The following is a 15,986-nucleotide window of genomic DNA, read 5'->3' on the forward strand; positions in this document are numbered from 1 at the left end:
GATCCTTGACGCCCTGCCTCACCGGCCCGTCGGAGTCACCCGGGTCCTGAACAAAGTCGGCTGGCTTGCCCCCGGCCTAGACCGCGAGGTGGTCCTGCTGCCGCACGCCCAGCGGGCCCGCCCCCAATCTGAGCCACGAAGTTGCGATCACTGCCTTTCGTGGGGCCGAAACCAGATATGCGATGCCTGTAGAAACTGGCGTCGTGTATACGCTGACCAGCAAGGATGTTGCGGTCGGTGTGGCGCCGGGCCGCTTCCCCTGCGGAACGGTCGATGCCGCGACTGCACTCGACAGCGCCTTCGCCTGGGTCCTGACACCGACGCCTCTACCTGGCGACAACTACGTTTTGCCGGACCGTCCCTGGCGAACGGCAGCGCGGCCCGTCGCGAGCACCTCGCGGATCGCCCGCAGCTCAGTTCGCCAGCCGTACTTGAAGGTCAGGCGACCCTCTTTGAGGTCGAGCGGGACTGGCGCCCGCTGGCCGGAGCCCTGCTGCCGGCCCCGCTACCGCCGGTGAAGGCCCTGCTGTCGGACTTCGCCCGATACACCACCGAGAACCGCTGGCACCAGAAGGTCCACGAGCCGATGGCTCGGGTACTGCGAGTGGCCGCCACTTGGCTGGGCGCCGACACCGTCTTTCGCGAGGATGAGCTCCGGGCGCTGCACCGCGTGGCCGGCGGCAAGGGTCGTATTCGCGGGCTTCTCGCCTTCCTGGACCAACGCGAACAGCTCGTCACCTCGCCGCCGCGGCGCAACCGCCACGAGGCTTTCGTCCAGCGCACCATCGCTGCCTTTCCTCCACGAATCAGCGACGAACTCGGCACGTGGGTCGGGGTCTTGCGTGGCGCCAGCAGGTCCCACCACCGCGTCACCGACTACGCCACTATGCGCCGCTACCTCGTCTACCTGGCCGCGCCACTCGCTGACTGGACCACCCGCTACACCACCTTGCGTCAGGTGACGGAGGCTGACGTCACGGCCGCTGTCACCGCGGTCAAAGGCCCACGCGCCCACGAGCGCGCTGTGGCGATCCGGTCGCTCTTTCGAGCCCTGAAACACGCCAAGCTCGTCTTCGCCGACCCCACCCGTGGCCTCCGCATCACCCGTCAGGAACTGCTGCCCACAACCCTGGCCCCCGACCGGCTGGCCGGGCTCTTGGAGACCAGCTCCAACCCGGCTACCCGTCTGGTTCTCGCCCTGGTCGCCCTCCACGCAACCAGCGGCACCGACCTGCGCAACCTCGACCTCTCCGACGTGCTGCTCACCCGACGGCAACTTCTGATCCGCCGCCTCCACGGCCGTCACGTCGTCCACCTCGACGACACCACAGATGCCCTACTGCATGCCTGGCTCCGCTACCGCCATCAGCGTTGGCCACGCACCGTCAACGCGCACCTCCTGGTCACTCAACAGACCGCCAGCGCGACCGATCCTGTCTCCGCTGACTACGTCTACAGGCGCTTCGGTCCCGCCGGTCTGACTCTGCGCGCAGTTCGCGCCGACAGAATCCTGGACGAGGCCCGCGAGACCGAAGATCCCGTCCACCTCGTCCGTGTCTTCGGAATCTCCATCACCACTGCCATGAAGTACATCCACGCTGCCCACCCCCACCGCCTCGGCCCTGTTCCTCACTGAGGCAGACGGCCGCCCCCGGGAAGCACGTGCCCCCAAATAGCGTCACTCCAGGGCGCTGACCTGCCTTCACGATGGCGGCAGCTCAGTGTTGAGTCTGTCGGCAGGAACTCGCTCGATGCGGGTCCAGCCCCGCCAGCCTCGCTCCTCCAGGATCGCCAACAGCGACGCGGCGTGCGGTGAGGACTCGACCATGGTTGAGTCCAGCAGGTCGACAAACTGATCGTCGATGCCGTCATCGGCACCCACCTCGCCGACCTCCACAGCGCGAACCATCAAGCGCTCCATGATGTCGGCGACCTCGACTACCCGCGGATCGTCGGCCGGCCAGTCGAGTGCCCCGCTGAGAAGGCTGTAAAGCTTCACCATGTCGGGGTCGTCCAGCTCCTCGTGCTTCTTGGCGATCACGGCGTCGATCGAGTCCGGCACCTGCGCGGCGATCATGATCCAGGCGTCCCGCTCCATCTCGATGTAGCGCTCCTCGACTCCGAGACCGCGCAGCCGGTCGAGGTAGTCCACAACACTCTGCGGAAGCGCCAGGTGCTCTCCGGCGGCGAGCCTGGCGAGTCGGCTGCGAGTGTCCTGCAGCCGCCGGATCTCGGCACGCAGGGCCTTGTCGATCTCCTGGACGCCGCCAGTGAACTCCTCCGGGCCGGCGTCGAGGAGTTCCTGAACCCGAGCCAGCGGCACGCCGGCGTCTGCGAGGGTGCGGATCCGGATCAGTCGCACGACCGCGGCAGCGTCGTAGGTCCGGTATCCGGACCGGTCGCGCTCGGGCTCCGGCAGCAACCCGATCCGGTGGTAGTGACGTACCGCCCGCACCGTCACCCCGGCGTACGCCGCAAGCTGGCTGATGGTGAGCATGGGTCTCAGCCTGCCTCAGGCGATCTTCCGGCGATAGGCGGCCATCGCGAAGAGGTACGCCACGACGAGGATGCCGACGCACCACGCGAGGGCGGTCCAGATGTCGTCCCCGACCGGCTGCTGGGCGAACAGGTTGCGGATCGTGTTGACGATCGACGTCACCGGCTGATGTTCGGCGAACCAGCGCACCGGGCCGGGCATCGTCTTTGTGGGCACGAACGCCGAACTGACGAACGGCAGGAAGATGAGAGGGTAGGCGAAGGCGCCAGCGCCCTCGACCGACGACGCAGAAAGCCCGGGGATCACGGCGAGCCAGGTCAGCGCCAGGGTGAACAGGAGCAGGATGCCGGTGATCGCGAGCCATGCCGACACTCCTGCCCCTGAGCGGAAGCCCATGAGCGCAGCGACCCCCACGACGAGCACGAGCGCGATCAGGTTGGCGACCAAAGAGGTGACGACGTGGGCCCACAGCACACCCGACCGCGCGATCGGCATGGACTGGAATCGTTCGAAGATCCCGCTCTTCACATCGGTGAACAGCCGGTACGCGGTGTAGGAGATGCCTGAGGCGATGGTCATGAGCAGGATGCCGGGCAGCATGTAGTTCACGTACGGAACCGACCCGGTGTCGATGGCGCCGCCGAACACATAGACGAACATCAACATCATGGCGACCGGCGTGATGGCGGTCGTGATGATGGTGTCCATGCTGCGTGTGACGTGGCGCAGGGTCCGCCCCGTGAGCGCGGCAGTGTCGTTGAAGAAGTACGTGGTCATCCTCGTCCCCCAGTTGTCGTGCCAGTGACGTCGCTCTTGTCGTTGCCGCCGATAACTGCGAGGAAGATCTCCTCGAGAGTCGGCTGCTTCTCGACGTACTCGACCTTGGCGGGTGGGAAGAGCTGCTTGAGCTCGGTGAGGGTGCCGTTGACGATGATCCGCCCCTGGTGGAGGATCGCGATCCGATCGGCCAGCTGCTCGGCCTCGTCCAGATACTGCGTGGTGAGCAGCACCGTCGTTCCGTGGCCGGCGAGCTCCTTGACCGCGTCCCACACCTCGATGCGCGCCTCGGGGTCAAGACCGGCCGTCGGCTCGTCCAGGAAAATCACCGGCGAATTCCCGATGAGGCTCATCGCGATGTCCAGTCGGCGGCGCATCCCACCCGAATACGTGGACACTCGCCGCGCGCCCGCCTCGCTCAGCGAGAAACGCCTCAGCAGGTCATCCGCGGTCGCGCCGGGGTCCTTGATGTGGCGCAGCCTGGCGACCAAGGCGAGGTTCTCCCGACCGCTGAGGATCTCGTCTACGGCCGCGAACTGTCCGGTGAGACTGATGGACTCCCGCACGTTCGCCGCTTGCGTGGCGACGTCGAAGCCATTGACGCTCGCCACCCCCTCGTCGGCCTTCAGGAGCGTGGCGAGGATCCTCACGGTCGTGGTCTTGCCCGCCCCGTTGGAACCGAGCAGGGCGAAGATGCTGCCCGGCACCACGTCGAAGTCCACACCGCGCAGCACTTCGAGCTTCCCGTACGACTTCTTGAGACCTTGCACGCGAATCGCCGGACCGGCGATCGATTGGGCTGTCATGGTCATCTGCCTCCTTCGCGGAGCTGTTCCAGGCGACTGCGCGGAAGCTCCTCCCGGAAGGATGGAGGGTTGACCCAGCGTCAAGGTCAAGCCCGTTCCGCTCACGGCACTCAGATCGCCGACCGGCCGGACACACCGCAGCGATGACGGGCCGCTCGTGCCGAGCTCGTTCGGCCGCGAACCCGCCATACTCATAGCTGTCGGTGAACCACTCACGCGTCGGTTCCTGCGACTCACCGGCCAGAAATCGACGAACACGCCTGCTTCCCCGGGCGGCGGTGTCGAGGCAGGTGAGACGCCGGAGACGGCGGCGGTCCGTGAGCTCCGGGAGGAGACCGGCCTGCACGGGACGGTCGTGCGCGAGGTGGCCCGGATCTGGCGGCGCGGCACGCGGGGCCACTACTTCACGATGGAGGCCGAGGGCGAGGTGGGCGCACCGGAGACCCTGGACAACTACGGCGGCTTCCCCGTCTGGGTTCCGGTCCCCGAGCTGCCCACCACCCCGCTGTGGCCCCGTCGGCTGTCCTGGCGGATCGCCCACTGGCACACCTTCGGCTGGCCAGCGCCTCCGGCGGAACTCGCCGACTCGGTGGGGGATCTGGATGCGGCCTGCGCGTGGTGAGGGTGCGGACCGCGGGGCCTGACGAGAGCTCCCGCACGGGGGCCCGGGCGGCGGCTCACCGCGCAAAGGTCCCTAAGGAGTGTCCGGCCTCGCGCGGCGGGCGCCGCCGACCTGGCTGCGGATCGCTCCCATGCTCGCCCCGATGACCAGGGCGATGGCGAGCGCGTCGGTGGCGGTCAGCGCCTGGTCGAGGATCAGGAAGCCGGCCGTCGCCGCGATGGCCGGTTCCAGACTCATCAGGACCGCGAACGTCGCCGCGGGCAGTCGGCGCAGCGCCATCAGTTCCAGTGTGTACGGCAGCACCGAGCTCATCAGGGCCACCGCCGCACCCATCGCGAGCGTCGACGGGACCGCGAGCTTCGCGCCCGACTCCAGGATGCCCAGCGGGAGCGACAGGACCGCGGCGACCGCCATCGCCAGGGCCAGTCCGTCGGCCTGCGGGAAGCGGCGGCCGGTGCGGGCGCTGAAGACGATGTACGTCGCCCACATCGCCCCGGCGCCGAGGGCGAAGCCCGCGCCGACCGGGTCCAGGCGGTCGAAGCCGCCACCACCCAGCAGGAACACCCCGCCCAGCGCGAGCCCCGCCCAGACGAGATTGATCAGCCGGCGGGAGGCGGCGACCGAGAGCGCGAGGGGGCCGAGGACCTCCAGGGTGACGGCCGCGCCCAGCGGGATGCGGTCGAGCGCTTGGTAGAAGAGGATGTTCATGGCGCCCATCGCGACGCCGAACGCGACCACCGTCCCCCAGTCGGCCCGTGAGTGGCCGCGCCACTTCGGGCGGCAGACCATCAGCAGGACGGCCGCGGCGACGGCCAGCCGGATCGTGACCACGCCGAGCGCGCCCGCCCGCGGCATCAGCAGCGCCGCGACCGCGGAGCCGAACTGGACGGAGAGTCCGCCGGCGACCACCAGCGCCACCGGAGCGAGCGCCGCCCTGCGGCCGCCCGGTCGCGCGGGGCCCGCCCCGTCGAGAGCGGACACCGCCTCCGGTACGGCGACGGCTGCTGCGGCCGGCTCCACGGCACTGCGCTGGTCATTCACGGGCGGCCTTCATCCTCGAATAGTTCACTGTGTTGCACTTGATAAGTGAAGATACTGCACTTTTGCGGTGCGGCTCGTTTCTTCACCGTAGAGACGTCCGCGCGGCGCGTGAAATGCCGATTGCGCTCCCGTTATGCTCCACACGCATGAGCACAGGACCGGGCCCGGGTCGCACCGTCGAGCTGCGTCACCTGCGGGCCTTCCTCGCCGTCGCCGAAGCGGGCAACGTCACACGCGCCGCCGCCGCGCTCCGGCTCACCCAGCCCGCCGTCTCCCGCACCCTGGCCGCCCTGGAGCAGCACCTCGGCGTCCGGCTCGTCGACCGCTCCACCCACCACCTCTCCCTCACCGCCGAGGGCGTCGTCTTCCGCGACAAGGCCGCCGCGGCGGTTGCCGCCTTCGACGAGGCCGTCGACCCCGGCGGTCTGCGCCGCTGGCCGTTGCGGCTCGGACACGCCTGGGCGGCGCTGGGCCCGTACACCACGCCGCTGCTCCGCAGCTGGCAGCAGCGGCACCCGGAGACGCCGCTCGAACTGCTGCGGATCGACGACCGCACCGCCGGGCTCACCCGCGGCGAGGTCGACGCGGCGCTGCTGCGCGGCCCCGTCGACGCGCCGGGGCTCGTCACCGAGGTGCTGCTCAGCGAGGACCGGGTGGCGGCGGTGACCGCGGACGGGCCGCTCGCCGCGCACGCCACACTCCGTCTCGCCGATCTCGCGGGCGGCCCGATCGTCCTCAACACCGTCTCCGGCACCACCACCGTCGACCTGTGGCCACGTGGAGCGCGGCCCGCCGCCACCGTCACCGTCGCCAACACCGACGACTGGCTGACCGCCATCGCGGCCGGGCGCGGCTCCGGGGTGTCGGCCGCCTCCACCGCCGACACGCATCCGCACGCGGGGGTCGCCTACCGCCCGCTCGTCGACGCCCCACCCGTCCCGCTGCTTCTCGCCCGGCGCGACGCCCCCGGCCACCCGGCGCTGCCCGAACTCGCCACGCTGGCCCACGAGATCATCGGGCAGAACACCGCCCCGTGAGGGAATGCCCGGGGCGGCGGGCGCGCAGGCGTCCGCCGCCCCGGGCAGTGGGCCGACGCCCGCTCGCCTGAGGGCCCCGGCGGACCGCTTGCGTCAGTTGCCGTCGGGCGAGGTATCGGCGCCGTCCAGTCCCTCCGCCAGCAGCTCCGCCAGGTGCCTCGCCCGCACACCCGCCAGCTGTGCCAGCTGGGTCCGGCACGAGAAACCGTCCGCCAGGATGTCCGTGCCGGGCTCCGCGCCCCGTACCGACGGCAGCAGCTGCTCCTCCGCGCACGCCACCGACACATCCCAGTGGCCCCGCTCGAAACCGAAGTTCCCCGCAAGACCGCAGCACCCTCCGCTCAACTCGCCCGCCAGTCCTGCTCGTTCGCGCAGCCTGCGTTCGGCCGCGTCACCGAGGACCGCGTGCTGGTGGCAGTGGGTCTGGCCCGCGACCCGGCGGTCCAGGCGCGGCGGCCGCCAGTCGGGGGCGTACTCCTCCAGGTACTGCGCCAACGTCCGAACCGAACCGGCGAGTTCGGCGGCGCGGGGGTCGTCGGGAAGAAGCTCCGGCAGGTCTGTACGGAGGGTGGCGGCGCAGCTCGGTTCGAGGACGACGAGCGGGCCACCGAGGAAGAACCCCATCCGGTCCAGGGTGCGGCGCATGACCGCGCGGGCCTTGTCCAGCTGGCCCGTCGACACGTAGGTGAGTCCGCAGCACACGCTCCGTTCCGGGTACAGGGCTGTCCGGCCCGCCGCCTCCAGGACCCGGACGGCCGCCTTCCCGACTTCCGGGGAGAGGTGGTTGGTGAAGGTGTCCGGCCAGACGGCCACCACCTGATCGCTCGACAGGATCACCGTCCCGCGGCCCCCGCGCTTTCGGGCCCACCGGGTGAACGTCTCCCCCGCCAGCACCGGAATCGTCCGCTCCGCGGTGATGCCCGCCAGCCGCTTCGCCAGTGCGGCGAACGGGCGGATCCGGGCGAGTGCGTTCAGCACGGGCGCGATCGGGGCCACGAGCCGCAGCCACTGCGGCAGCCGGCCCATCACGTAGTGGGCGGCGGGGCGCAGCCGCCCCCGGTAGTGGTGGTGCAGGAACTCCGCCTTATAAGTGGCCATGTCCACGCCGACCGGGCAGTCGCTGCGGCACCCCTTGCAGGACAGGCAGAGGTCGAGCGCGTCCCGCACCTCCTCCGACCGCCAGCCGTCCGTGATCACCTCGCCGGCGAGCATCTCGTGCAGCAGGCGGGCCCGGCCGCGGGTGGAGTGGGCCTCCTCGCCGGTCGCCCGGAAGGACGGACACATCACGTCCGCGCCCGCCGGCTGCGCCGTACGGCATTTCGCGACGCCGACACATCGTCGTACGGCCGCCGTGAAGTCGCCGCCGTCGTGCGGGTAGCCGAAGGTGACGTCCACGGGGCGTGTCGGCAGGACGTCGAAGCGGATGTTCTCGTCGAGGCGGGCGGGGCGGGCGAGGATGCCGGGGTTCATGCCGCCGTCCGGATCCCAGAGGTCCTTGAACCGGCCGAAGAGCGCGACGAGTTCGTCCCCGTACATCCGGGGCAGCAACTCGGCCCGCGCCTGCCCGTCGCCGTGTTCCCCGCTCAGCGAGCCGCCGTGCGCGACGACGAGCGCGGCGAGTTCCTCGGAGAAGCGGCGGAAGCGGGCCACACCGTCGCCGCTCAGCAGGTCGAAGTCGATCCGCACGTGAATGCAGCCGTCGCCGAAGTGCCCGTACGGCGTGCCGCGCAGCCCGTGTGCGGTGAGCAGGGCGCGGAAGTCGCGCAGGTACGGGCCGAGGCGGGCGGGCGGCACGGCGCAGTCCTCCCAGCCGGGCCAGGCCTCACTGCCATCGGGCATCCGGGTAGCGGTGCCGGCCGCGTCCTCCCGGATGCGCCACAGGACCCGCTGTCCGGCCGGGTCGGTGACCACGGTCGCGTCCACCGCGTCGGCCGCCCGCAGGATCCGTTCGGCGTGCGCCCGCGCCTCGGCCGGGGTGTCCCCGCCCGTCTCGACGAAGAGCCAGGCTCCGCCGCGCGGCAGCCCGGCCGGTTCCCGTACGAGATCGGCGGCCATGCCCTCGACCGTCAGGGGGCGATACGGAAGGAGGCCCGGAGCCGCTTCGGCGGCCGCGGACTCGTCGGCGTATCCGAGTACGGCGAGGGCGCGGCATCCGGGCGCCTCGACCAGCCGTACGGTCGCCTCCGTCACCACGCCGAGCGTGCCTTCACTGCCGCAGAAGGCCCGGGCCAGGTCCGGGCCGCGCTCGGGGAGCAGGGCGTCGAGGGCGTATCCGGAGATGCGGCGCGGGAGTTCGGGGAAGCCGGTGCGCAGGAGCGCAAGGTGGGAGCCGACCAGTTCGCGCAGGCCGACGGGGGCGCCGTCCCACCTCCCCCGGTCGAGCCGGAGCGTGTCGCCGCCGTAGCGGGCGACGGTCAGTGCGTGGACGTTGTCGGCGGTGGTGCCCCAGGCCACCGAGTGGGAGCCGCAGGCGTTGTTGCCGATCATCCCGCCGAGCGTGCACCGGCTGTGCGTGGAGGGGTCGGGGCCGAAGGTGAGACCGTGGGGTGCGGCGGCGGCGCGCAGGTCGTCCAGGACCACGCCCGGCTGGACGACGGCCGTCCGGGACGCGGCGTCCAATTCGACGATCTTCCCCAGGTGGCGGGTGAGGTCGAGGACCACACCGGTCCCGGTGGCCTGCCCGGCGATGGAGGTGCCGCCGCCCCGCGGCACGACGGGCACCGCGTGCGCACGGCAGACGGCGAGCGCGGCGACGACGTCGTCGGCGTCGCGCGGGGTGACGACGCCGAGCGGCACCCGGCGGTAGTTGGAGGCGTCCATCGTCGTCAGCGCCCGCGCGGTGGTGCCGAACTCCACCTCTCCGCGCACGGCGCTGCCGAGGGCCCGTACAAGAGCGGTCCGGTCCTGTCGTTCAGCCATGGTCCCAGCATGCCGCTGGTCGGGGCAGTGGGCCCGTCGCCCCCTCGCGTTTCCCCCGAATACGTCAATCCGTCGGAATACGTCGGATGCGTAGTCACATACGTGACAGAGAAGACCACAAGGTCTTCCCAAACAGATCGTCAATTCTCATATAGTGGCGACGACTTGATTAGGAATTATCAACTCCGGTTGACCTCTTTCGCCCCCTGCCGTACTGAAGTGTCCGGATCCGCCCCCCCGTCCGTAGCCGTCCGCCCCCGAGGACTCCGCTTGCGCCCCACATCCCGGCCGACCGCACTGGCCCTGCTGGTCTCGGCGGCCGTCACCGGTTCCTGCTGTCTGTGGGCGGTCCTCGCCGCTCCCGCTTCGGTCAGAACCCCGCTGTCCTGGGGGGCGGGCGCAGCCGCCCTGCTGCTGTCCGTCGCCGTGGCGACCGCCGTCCACGCCCGGGCCACCACGCGCCTGCTGCGCGCGCACAACGCCGCCGAGGCCCAGCGGTTCACCGCCGAGACGTCGCGGCTGGTGTCGACGTCCGCGGCCGACGCCCAGCGGTTCACCGCGGAGACGGCCAGGATCAAGGCCGCGGCAGCGGCCGAGAGCGCCCGGATCACCGAGCTGGCCGCCGCGGAGACCGCCCGGCTGGAGGACGAGGTCAAGCTGCTGGAGGACCGGCTGCGCGACGAGGTCGAGCGGCTGGGCGCGCGCGTGGCCCGCAGCGAGACCGAGCGCTCCGCCGCGATCGCCGCCTGCGCCAACGCCGCCGGACGGATGCAGGCGCTCGCCACCAGCATGCTCGCCGACCTGCGCGAGATGGAGCACCGGCATTCCGCCGAGGACATCCTCGGCGATCTGCTGCACCTGGACCACCGCACCGCCCAGGCGGGCCGGCTGGCCGACTCCATCGCCGTGCTGACCGGCGCCCGCTCCGGGCGGCGCTGGGCGAAGCCGATCGTGATGGAGTCCATCCTGCGCGGCGCGATGGGCCGGATCAGCGGCTATCAGCGGGTACGTCTCCACTCGACCAGCGACGTCGCGATCGCCGGTCACGCAGCCGAGGGCGTCATGCACGCGCTCGCCGAACTCCTCGACAACGCCGCCAACTTCTCGCCGCCCACCGCGGAAGTCCATGTGTACGTGGAGGAGGTGCCGGCCGGCATCGTCCTCACCGTCGAGGACAGCGGTCTGGTGATGAGCGATGTGCAGCTGCGGCGCGCCGAGCGTGCGGTGTCCGCCGACAACCAGGACCTGGCCGGTCTGTCCGGCACCCGCCTCGGTCTCGCCGTCGTGGGCCGGCTGGCCCGTAAGCACGGCCTGACGGTGTCGTTCCGGCCGTCCGCGCGCGGCGGCACGGGCGCCCTGATGATGCTCCCGCAGGAACTGATCACCCGGACACCGGTGACCGCCCTGGCGCCCGCCCCGGTCGCGGAGCCGGCCGCGGAACCGGAGCCCGTCCACACCCCCGCCCCGGCCGCCCGGCCCGCCCCCGCGAACGCGGAGACCGGCTCCGGCTCCGCGTCCGAGACCACCGGCAGCCTCCCCCGGTTCGGCGAGAGCGGCCTCCCCAAGCGCACCCGGGGCCGTACCCTCGCCGCCGCCGAATCCCGTAACAACGCGGGCGGCGCCACCCCCGGTGCCGCCGCGACTTCCCGGCCCCGTACTTCCGACCCCAAGGAACAGGCAGCCCGCTTCAGCAGCTTCCGCCAGGCAGTACGGCCCAATCCCCCGCACCCGGAAGGCAACACCCGATGACCGCGACCACCGACGAGAAACTCAACTGGCTGCTGGAGGGGCTCCTGGAGCGCACCCCCGGCGCCCGGCACGCCCTCGTCCTGTCCAGGGACGGCCTCAAGCTCTGCCGTACCCCCGAGCTCTCCGTCGATCAGGCCGACCAGCTGGCCGCGATCTCGGCCGGCATCCAGAGCCTGTCGCACGGCGCCTCCGTCGAGTTCGGTGACGGCACCGGCGGCGTACGGTCCGCGATGGCCGAGTTCTACGGCGGCGTGCTGTTCATCGTCGAGGCGGGCGCGGGAGCCCATCTCGCGGTCGTCGCCTCGGAGGACTCCGACGTCGGCCTCATCGGCCACAACATGACCGAGCTCATCGAGCAGCTCGGCGAACACCTCAGCGCCCCGCCGCGCTCCTCCGCGACCTCCGAAGCCGCCGACGCGACCGCAGCCGTATGACCCGCCCCCGTCCCGGCCGGGACGACGACCCGGACCGGCTGTACACCCTCACCGGTGGCCGCAGCCGGTCCGATTCGGACGTGTTCGACCTGGTGACGCTGGTGGTCTCCGAATGCGAGCCGGCCCCCGGCATGCAGTCGGAGCACGTCACGATCCTGCGGATGTGCCAGAGCCCCACCGCGGTCGTCGAGATCGCGGCAGGCCTCAGGCTGCCCGTCAGCATCGTCCGGATCTTGCTGTCCGATCTGCTGGACACCGGCCGGATCAGCGCCCGTCACCCCCGTACCGCCCGTGTCGCGGACCGGCTCCCCGACCCCGACATCCTGGAACAGGTGCTCGTTGGACTCCGCAACCTCTGACCGTGCCGCCCTGCAGGCGACGGCCGACAACGGACTGAAGATCGTCGTCGTCGGCGGCTTCGGGGTCGGCAAGACCACCATGGTCCGCTCCGTCAGCGAGATCCGTCCGCTGAACACGGAAGAGACCATGACCCGCGCGGGCGAAGCCGTCGACCACCTGGACGGTGTGCAGTCGAAGACGTCCACGACCGTCGCCTTCGACTTCGGCCGGATCTCCCTCGACGAACGCTCGGTGCTGTACCTCTTCGGCGCACCAGGTCAGGAACGCTTCTGGTTCCTGTGGGACCGGCTGTTCTCGGGCACGCTCGGCGCCGTCGTCCTCGTCGACACCCGACGGCTCGCCGACTCCTGGTACGCGATCGACCGCCTGGAGCACCACGGCACGCCGTTCATCGTGGCGTGCAACGACTTCGGCGGCCCGCTCCACACCGAACAGCAGATCCGTGAGGCGCTCGACCTCTCGGACGACGTGCCCCTGGTGGAGTGCGACGCCCGGGACCGCTCGTCCAGCAAGTACGTACTGATCACGCTGGTCGAGCACCTTCATGCCCTCGCCGTCGGCACCGCATCCGCCCTTGGAGGCCAGAGATGACCCGTATCCCCCTCGACCCCTTCGTCGCCGATCTCGACGGCGAGAGCGCCCGGCTGCGCGCGGCGGGTCCCCTCGCCGAGGTGGAGCTGCCGGGCGGGGTGCACTGCTACGCGGTCACCCACCACGCCGAGGCACGCCAACTGCTCACCGACAGCCGGATCGTGAAGGACATCAACGTCTGGGGCGCCTGGCAGCGCGGCGAGATTCCCATGGACTGGCCACTGATCGGCCTCGCCAACCCGGGCCGCTCCATGCTCACCGTCGACGGCGAGGACCACCGCCGGCTGCGCACGCTGGTCGCGCAGGCGCTGACCGTGAAGCGGGTGGAACGGCTGCGGGCCGGTATCGAGGCGCTGACCACGGCGAGCCTGGACCGGCTGGCGGCGCTGCCCCGGGGCGGGCAGGTCGACCTGAAGGCCGAGTTCGCGTACCCGCTGCCGATGAACGTGATCAGCGAGCTGATGGGTGTGGACGGCGCCGACCACCCGCGGCTGAAAGAGCTGTTCGAGAAGTTCTTCTCGACGCAGACGCCGCCGGAGGAGGTCCCGCAGATGATGGCGGACCTCGGCACGCTCTTCACGAGGATCGTCGACTCCAAGCGGGAGAACCCGGGCGACGACCTGACGAGCGCCCTGATCGCGGCCTCCGAGGGCGGCGACCACCTCACCGACGAGGAGATCGTCAACACCCTTCAGCTGATCATCGCGGCGGGCCACGAGACCACGATCAGCCTGATCGTGAACGCGGTCGTCGCGCTCCAGACCCACCCGGAGCAGCGCAAGCAGGTGCTGAGCGGGGAGGTGCCGTGGGAGAACGTGATCGAGGAGACCCTGCGCTGGAACACGCCCACCTCGCACGTGCTGATCCGGTTCGCCACGGAGGACGTCGAGGTCGGTGACAAGGTGCTGCCGAAGGGCGAGGCGCTGATCGTCTCCTTCGGCGCGCTGGGCCGCGACGAGGCGCAGTACGGGCCGACCGCCGGTGACTTCGACATCACCCGCTCCCCCAACCGCCACATCGCCTTCGGCCACGGCCCGCACGTGTGCCCGGGCGCTGCGCTGTCCCGGCTGGAGGCGGGGGTGGCGCTGCCTGCGCTGTACGAGCGGTTCCCGGAGCTGGAGCTCGCCGTCCCGGCGTCCGAGCTGCGGAACAAGCCGATCGTCACCCAGAACGACCTGTACGACCTGCCGGTCGAACTGGGCTGACCTCGCCATCCGGAGAGGTCCACACGCCGGAGCGGGTGTCTCATCCGACGGACACGGCGCTCGGTCGTGCCCGTGAGGCACTACGCTCCGGTTCGTGGCCGATATCCAGATTCCCGCTGACATCAAGCCCTCCGACGGACGCTTCGGCGCCGGTCCTTCCAAGGTGCGGACGGAGGCGCTCGAAGCGCTGGCCGCCACCGGAACGTCTCTTCTCGGTACGTCCCACCGCCAGGCCCCGGTCAAGAACCTGGTCGGCTCGGTGCGTCAGGGTGTACGCGACCTCTTCTCCCTCCCCGAGGGATACGAGGTGATCCTGGGCAACGGCGGCTCCACCGCCTTCTGGGACATCGCGACGCACGGTCTCATCGAGACGAAGTCCCAGCACCTCACCTTCGGTGAGTTCTCGTCGAAGTTCGCGAAGGCCGCCAAGCTCGCCCCGTGGCTGGCCGACCCGACCGTGATCGCCTCCGACCCGGGCACCCACCCGGACCCGCAGGCCGAGGCGGGCGTGGACGTCTACGCGTTCACCCACAACGAGACCTCGACGGGTGTCGCCGCGCCGGTCAAGCGCGTCGCGGGCGCCGACGAGGGCTCCCTGGTCCTGGTGGACGCCACCTCGGGCGCGGGCGGCCTGCCGGTCGACATCACAGAGTCGGACGTCTACTACTTCGCCCCGCAGAAGTCGTTCGCCTCCGACGGCGGCCTCTGGATCGGCGTGTTCTCCCCGGCCGCCCTGGAGCGCGCCGCGCGCATCCACGCGTCGGGCCGTCACATCCCGGAGTTCTTCAGCCTGCCCACGGCGATCGACAACTCCCTCAAGAACCAGACGTACAACACCCCGGCCCTGGCCACGCTGTTCCTCCTGAACGAGCAGCTGAACTGGCTGAACAGCCAGGGCGGCCTGGACTTCTCGGTCCGCCGCACGGCCACCTCGGCGCGGCACCTGTACGGCTGGGCGGAGGAGTCCAAGTACGCGACCCCGTTCGTCACCGACCCGGCGAAGCGCTCGCAGGTCATCGGCACGATCGACTTCTCGGACGAGATCGACGCCGCGGCCGTCGCCAAGGCGCTGCGCGCCAACGGCATCGTCGACACCGAGCCGTACCGCAAGCTGGGCCGCAACCAGCTGCGTGTCGCGATGTTCCCGGCGATCGACCCGGCGGACGTGCTGGCCCTGACGGCCTGCATCGACTACGTGATCGAGAAGCTGTAACGGGTACGCGGGTCACGCATCCGGAGGGCCCCACGCACATCAGGTGCGCGGGGCCCTTCGCCATTCACTACCCCCTCCGCCCACTCTTCGTCCCCACGTCGTCGCACAGCTCGCGCACCATCGGAGAATTCGCCCATCACCCGGTCGAGCGCCCGCACATCGAGGGGGCTCAGGTCCGTCGAACGAACCGGGTGGCGCGGGCGGCGGACCGAGCCATCGCGCATCCACGCGTCACGCAAGCAGCAACCTTCAGAACCGCTCGACCTTCTCGCCGTCCGGCACCTGATAGCAGCCGGAGACGACCATCAGGCTCAGCTTGGGCGGGTCATTCTTGGGCATCTGAACAATCTTGACGCTGTACTTTTTCTTGTCGTTGTCGGCCGTGAGGTTGATGTTCTGATTCTTGCTTGTGTCCGGCCCGTAATCGACGACCTTCCAGCCGTGCTTGGGCAGCTCCGTCTTGAGCTGCTTCATCGCCTCGTCAAGGTCGCTCGCTGATGCCGGGTAGAAGCTCCATGGGTGGAAGATCTGGAAGTACTTATCCCGGTCCTTGCCGGAGCACTCCGTGACTCCCGGACGGCTGTCGGACGCCTTCCCCTTGATGCCGATCAGATCGTAGAGTCCGCTGGAGACCTCCTCCATCTTGTCGGCGGCGGCGAGCGAGGTGCTGGTGCCCGCGAGCGGGATGTCGTCGGAGTTGTCGGTGTCGGTCATGCTGCATCCAGTGAGGGTCGC

The 15,986-nt window shown here is 70.5% G+C and carries 15 protein-coding genes; 9 read left to right on the top strand and 6 right to left on the bottom strand.

Annotated elements, in window-relative coordinates:
* The first annotated feature begins 514 nt into the window (after positions 1-514).
* Positions 515-1,636 carry a hypothetical protein gene (locus AB0N06_RS06905; protein WP_366133636.1) on the top strand — a complete coding sequence of 374 codons (1,122 nt, stop codon included), beginning with the start codon at positions 515-517 and terminating at the stop codon, positions 1,634-1,636.
* 66 nt (positions 1,637-1,702) lie between these two features.
* On the opposite strand, the gene AB0N06_RS06910 is transcribed toward AB0N06_RS06905, so the two are convergent.
* From AB0N06_RS06910 to AB0N06_RS06920, 3 genes are read right to left on the bottom strand one after another with little or no spacing between them, the layout of a single operon-like run.
* Positions 1,703-2,497 carry a MerR family transcriptional regulator gene (locus tag AB0N06_RS06910; RefSeq protein ID WP_366133637.1) on the bottom strand — a complete coding sequence of 265 codons (795 nt, stop codon included), beginning with the start codon at positions 2,495-2,497 and terminating at the stop codon, positions 1,703-1,705.
* A gap of 15 nt (positions 2,498-2,512) precedes the next feature.
* Positions 2,513-3,274, bottom strand: coding sequence for an ABC transporter permease (locus AB0N06_RS06915; RefSeq protein WP_366133638.1), 762 nt, complete (start codon positions 3,272-3,274; stop codon positions 2,513-2,515).
* A complete protein-coding gene (locus AB0N06_RS06920) occupies positions 3,271-4,080 on the bottom strand; it encodes an ATP-binding cassette domain-containing protein (protein WP_366133639.1) in 810 nt (269 codons plus the stop codon). Before AB0N06_RS06920 ends, AB0N06_RS06915 begins: the two co-directional genes overlap by 4 nt.
* 226 nt (positions 4,081-4,306) lie before the next feature.
* On the opposite strand from AB0N06_RS06920, the gene AB0N06_RS06925 reads away from it, so the two are divergent.
* Complete coding sequence (locus AB0N06_RS06925; RefSeq protein WP_366133714.1) at positions 4,307-4,702, top strand: NUDIX domain-containing protein; 396 nt, start codon at positions 4,307-4,309, stop codon at positions 4,700-4,702.
* A 72-nt stretch (positions 4,703-4,774) separates the two neighbouring features.
* Here AB0N06_RS06925 and AB0N06_RS06930 read toward each other — a convergent pair whose 3' ends face one another.
* Positions 4,775-5,743, bottom strand: a complete 969-nt coding sequence (locus AB0N06_RS06930; RefSeq protein WP_366133640.1) for an EamA family transporter — start codon at positions 5,741-5,743, stop codon at positions 4,775-4,777.
* Positions 5,744-5,889: 146 nt separating this feature from the next.
* Between AB0N06_RS06930 and AB0N06_RS06935 the strand changes: the two genes are divergently transcribed.
* Positions 5,890-6,780: a LysR family transcriptional regulator gene (locus AB0N06_RS06935; RefSeq protein ID WP_366133641.1), complete on the top strand. Its 891-nt coding sequence runs from the start codon at positions 5,890-5,892 to the stop codon at positions 6,778-6,780.
* Positions 6,781-6,873: 93 nt separating this feature from the next.
* Here AB0N06_RS06935 and AB0N06_RS06940 read toward each other — a convergent pair whose 3' ends face one another.
* Positions 6,874-9,699, bottom strand: a complete 2,826-nt coding sequence (locus AB0N06_RS06940) for an FAD-binding and (Fe-S)-binding domain-containing protein (protein WP_366133642.1) — start codon at positions 9,697-9,699, stop codon at positions 6,874-6,876.
* A gap of 270 nt (positions 9,700-9,969) precedes the next feature.
* Here AB0N06_RS06940 and AB0N06_RS06945 point away from each other — a divergent pair, with 270 nt between their 5' ends.
* From AB0N06_RS06945 to serC, 6 genes are all read left to right on the top strand, one after another.
* Positions 9,970-11,448 carry an ATP-binding protein gene (locus AB0N06_RS06945; RefSeq protein WP_366133643.1) on the top strand — a complete coding sequence of 493 codons (1,479 nt, stop codon included), beginning with the start codon at positions 9,970-9,972 and terminating at the stop codon, positions 11,446-11,448.
* On the top strand, positions 11,445-11,882 hold the full coding sequence (locus tag AB0N06_RS06950) for a roadblock/LC7 domain-containing protein (protein ID WP_358856753.1): 438 nt from the start codon (positions 11,445-11,447) through the stop codon (positions 11,880-11,882). Before AB0N06_RS06945 ends, AB0N06_RS06950 begins: the two co-directional genes overlap by 4 nt.
* Positions 11,879-12,241, top strand: a complete 363-nt coding sequence (locus AB0N06_RS06955) for a DUF742 domain-containing protein (RefSeq protein ID WP_366133644.1) — start codon at positions 11,879-11,881, stop codon at positions 12,239-12,241. The genes AB0N06_RS06950 and AB0N06_RS06955 overlap by 4 nt, the downstream gene beginning before the upstream one ends.
* Positions 12,222-12,833, top strand: a complete 612-nt coding sequence (locus AB0N06_RS06960) for an ATP/GTP-binding protein (protein ID WP_366133645.1) — start codon at positions 12,222-12,224, stop codon at positions 12,831-12,833. The genes AB0N06_RS06955 and AB0N06_RS06960 overlap by 20 nt, the downstream gene beginning before the upstream one ends.
* Positions 12,830-14,038 (top strand): cytochrome P450, encoded by a 1,209-nt coding sequence (locus AB0N06_RS06965; RefSeq protein ID WP_366133646.1) that lies wholly within the window; start codon positions 12,830-12,832, stop codon positions 14,036-14,038. Before AB0N06_RS06960 ends, AB0N06_RS06965 begins: the two co-directional genes overlap by 4 nt.
* A gap of 94 nt (positions 14,039-14,132) precedes the next feature.
* A complete protein-coding gene (gene serC / locus AB0N06_RS06970) occupies positions 14,133-15,251 on the top strand; it encodes a phosphoserine transaminase (RefSeq protein WP_366133647.1) in 1,119 nt (372 codons plus the stop codon).
* 249 nt (positions 15,252-15,500) lie between these two features.
* Here serC and AB0N06_RS06975 read toward each other — a convergent pair whose 3' ends face one another.
* The gene (locus AB0N06_RS06975; protein WP_366133648.1) at positions 15,501-15,965 is read right to left on the bottom strand and encodes a hypothetical protein; all 465 of its coding nucleotides are present in this window, start codon (positions 15,963-15,965) and stop codon (positions 15,501-15,503) included.
* Between the last annotated feature and the right edge of the window lie 21 nt (positions 15,966-15,986).

The organism is Streptomyces sp. NPDC051020, from assembly GCF_040683105.1.
Taxonomy (GTDB): Bacteria; Actinomycetota; Actinomycetes; order Streptomycetales; family Streptomycetaceae; genus Streptomyces.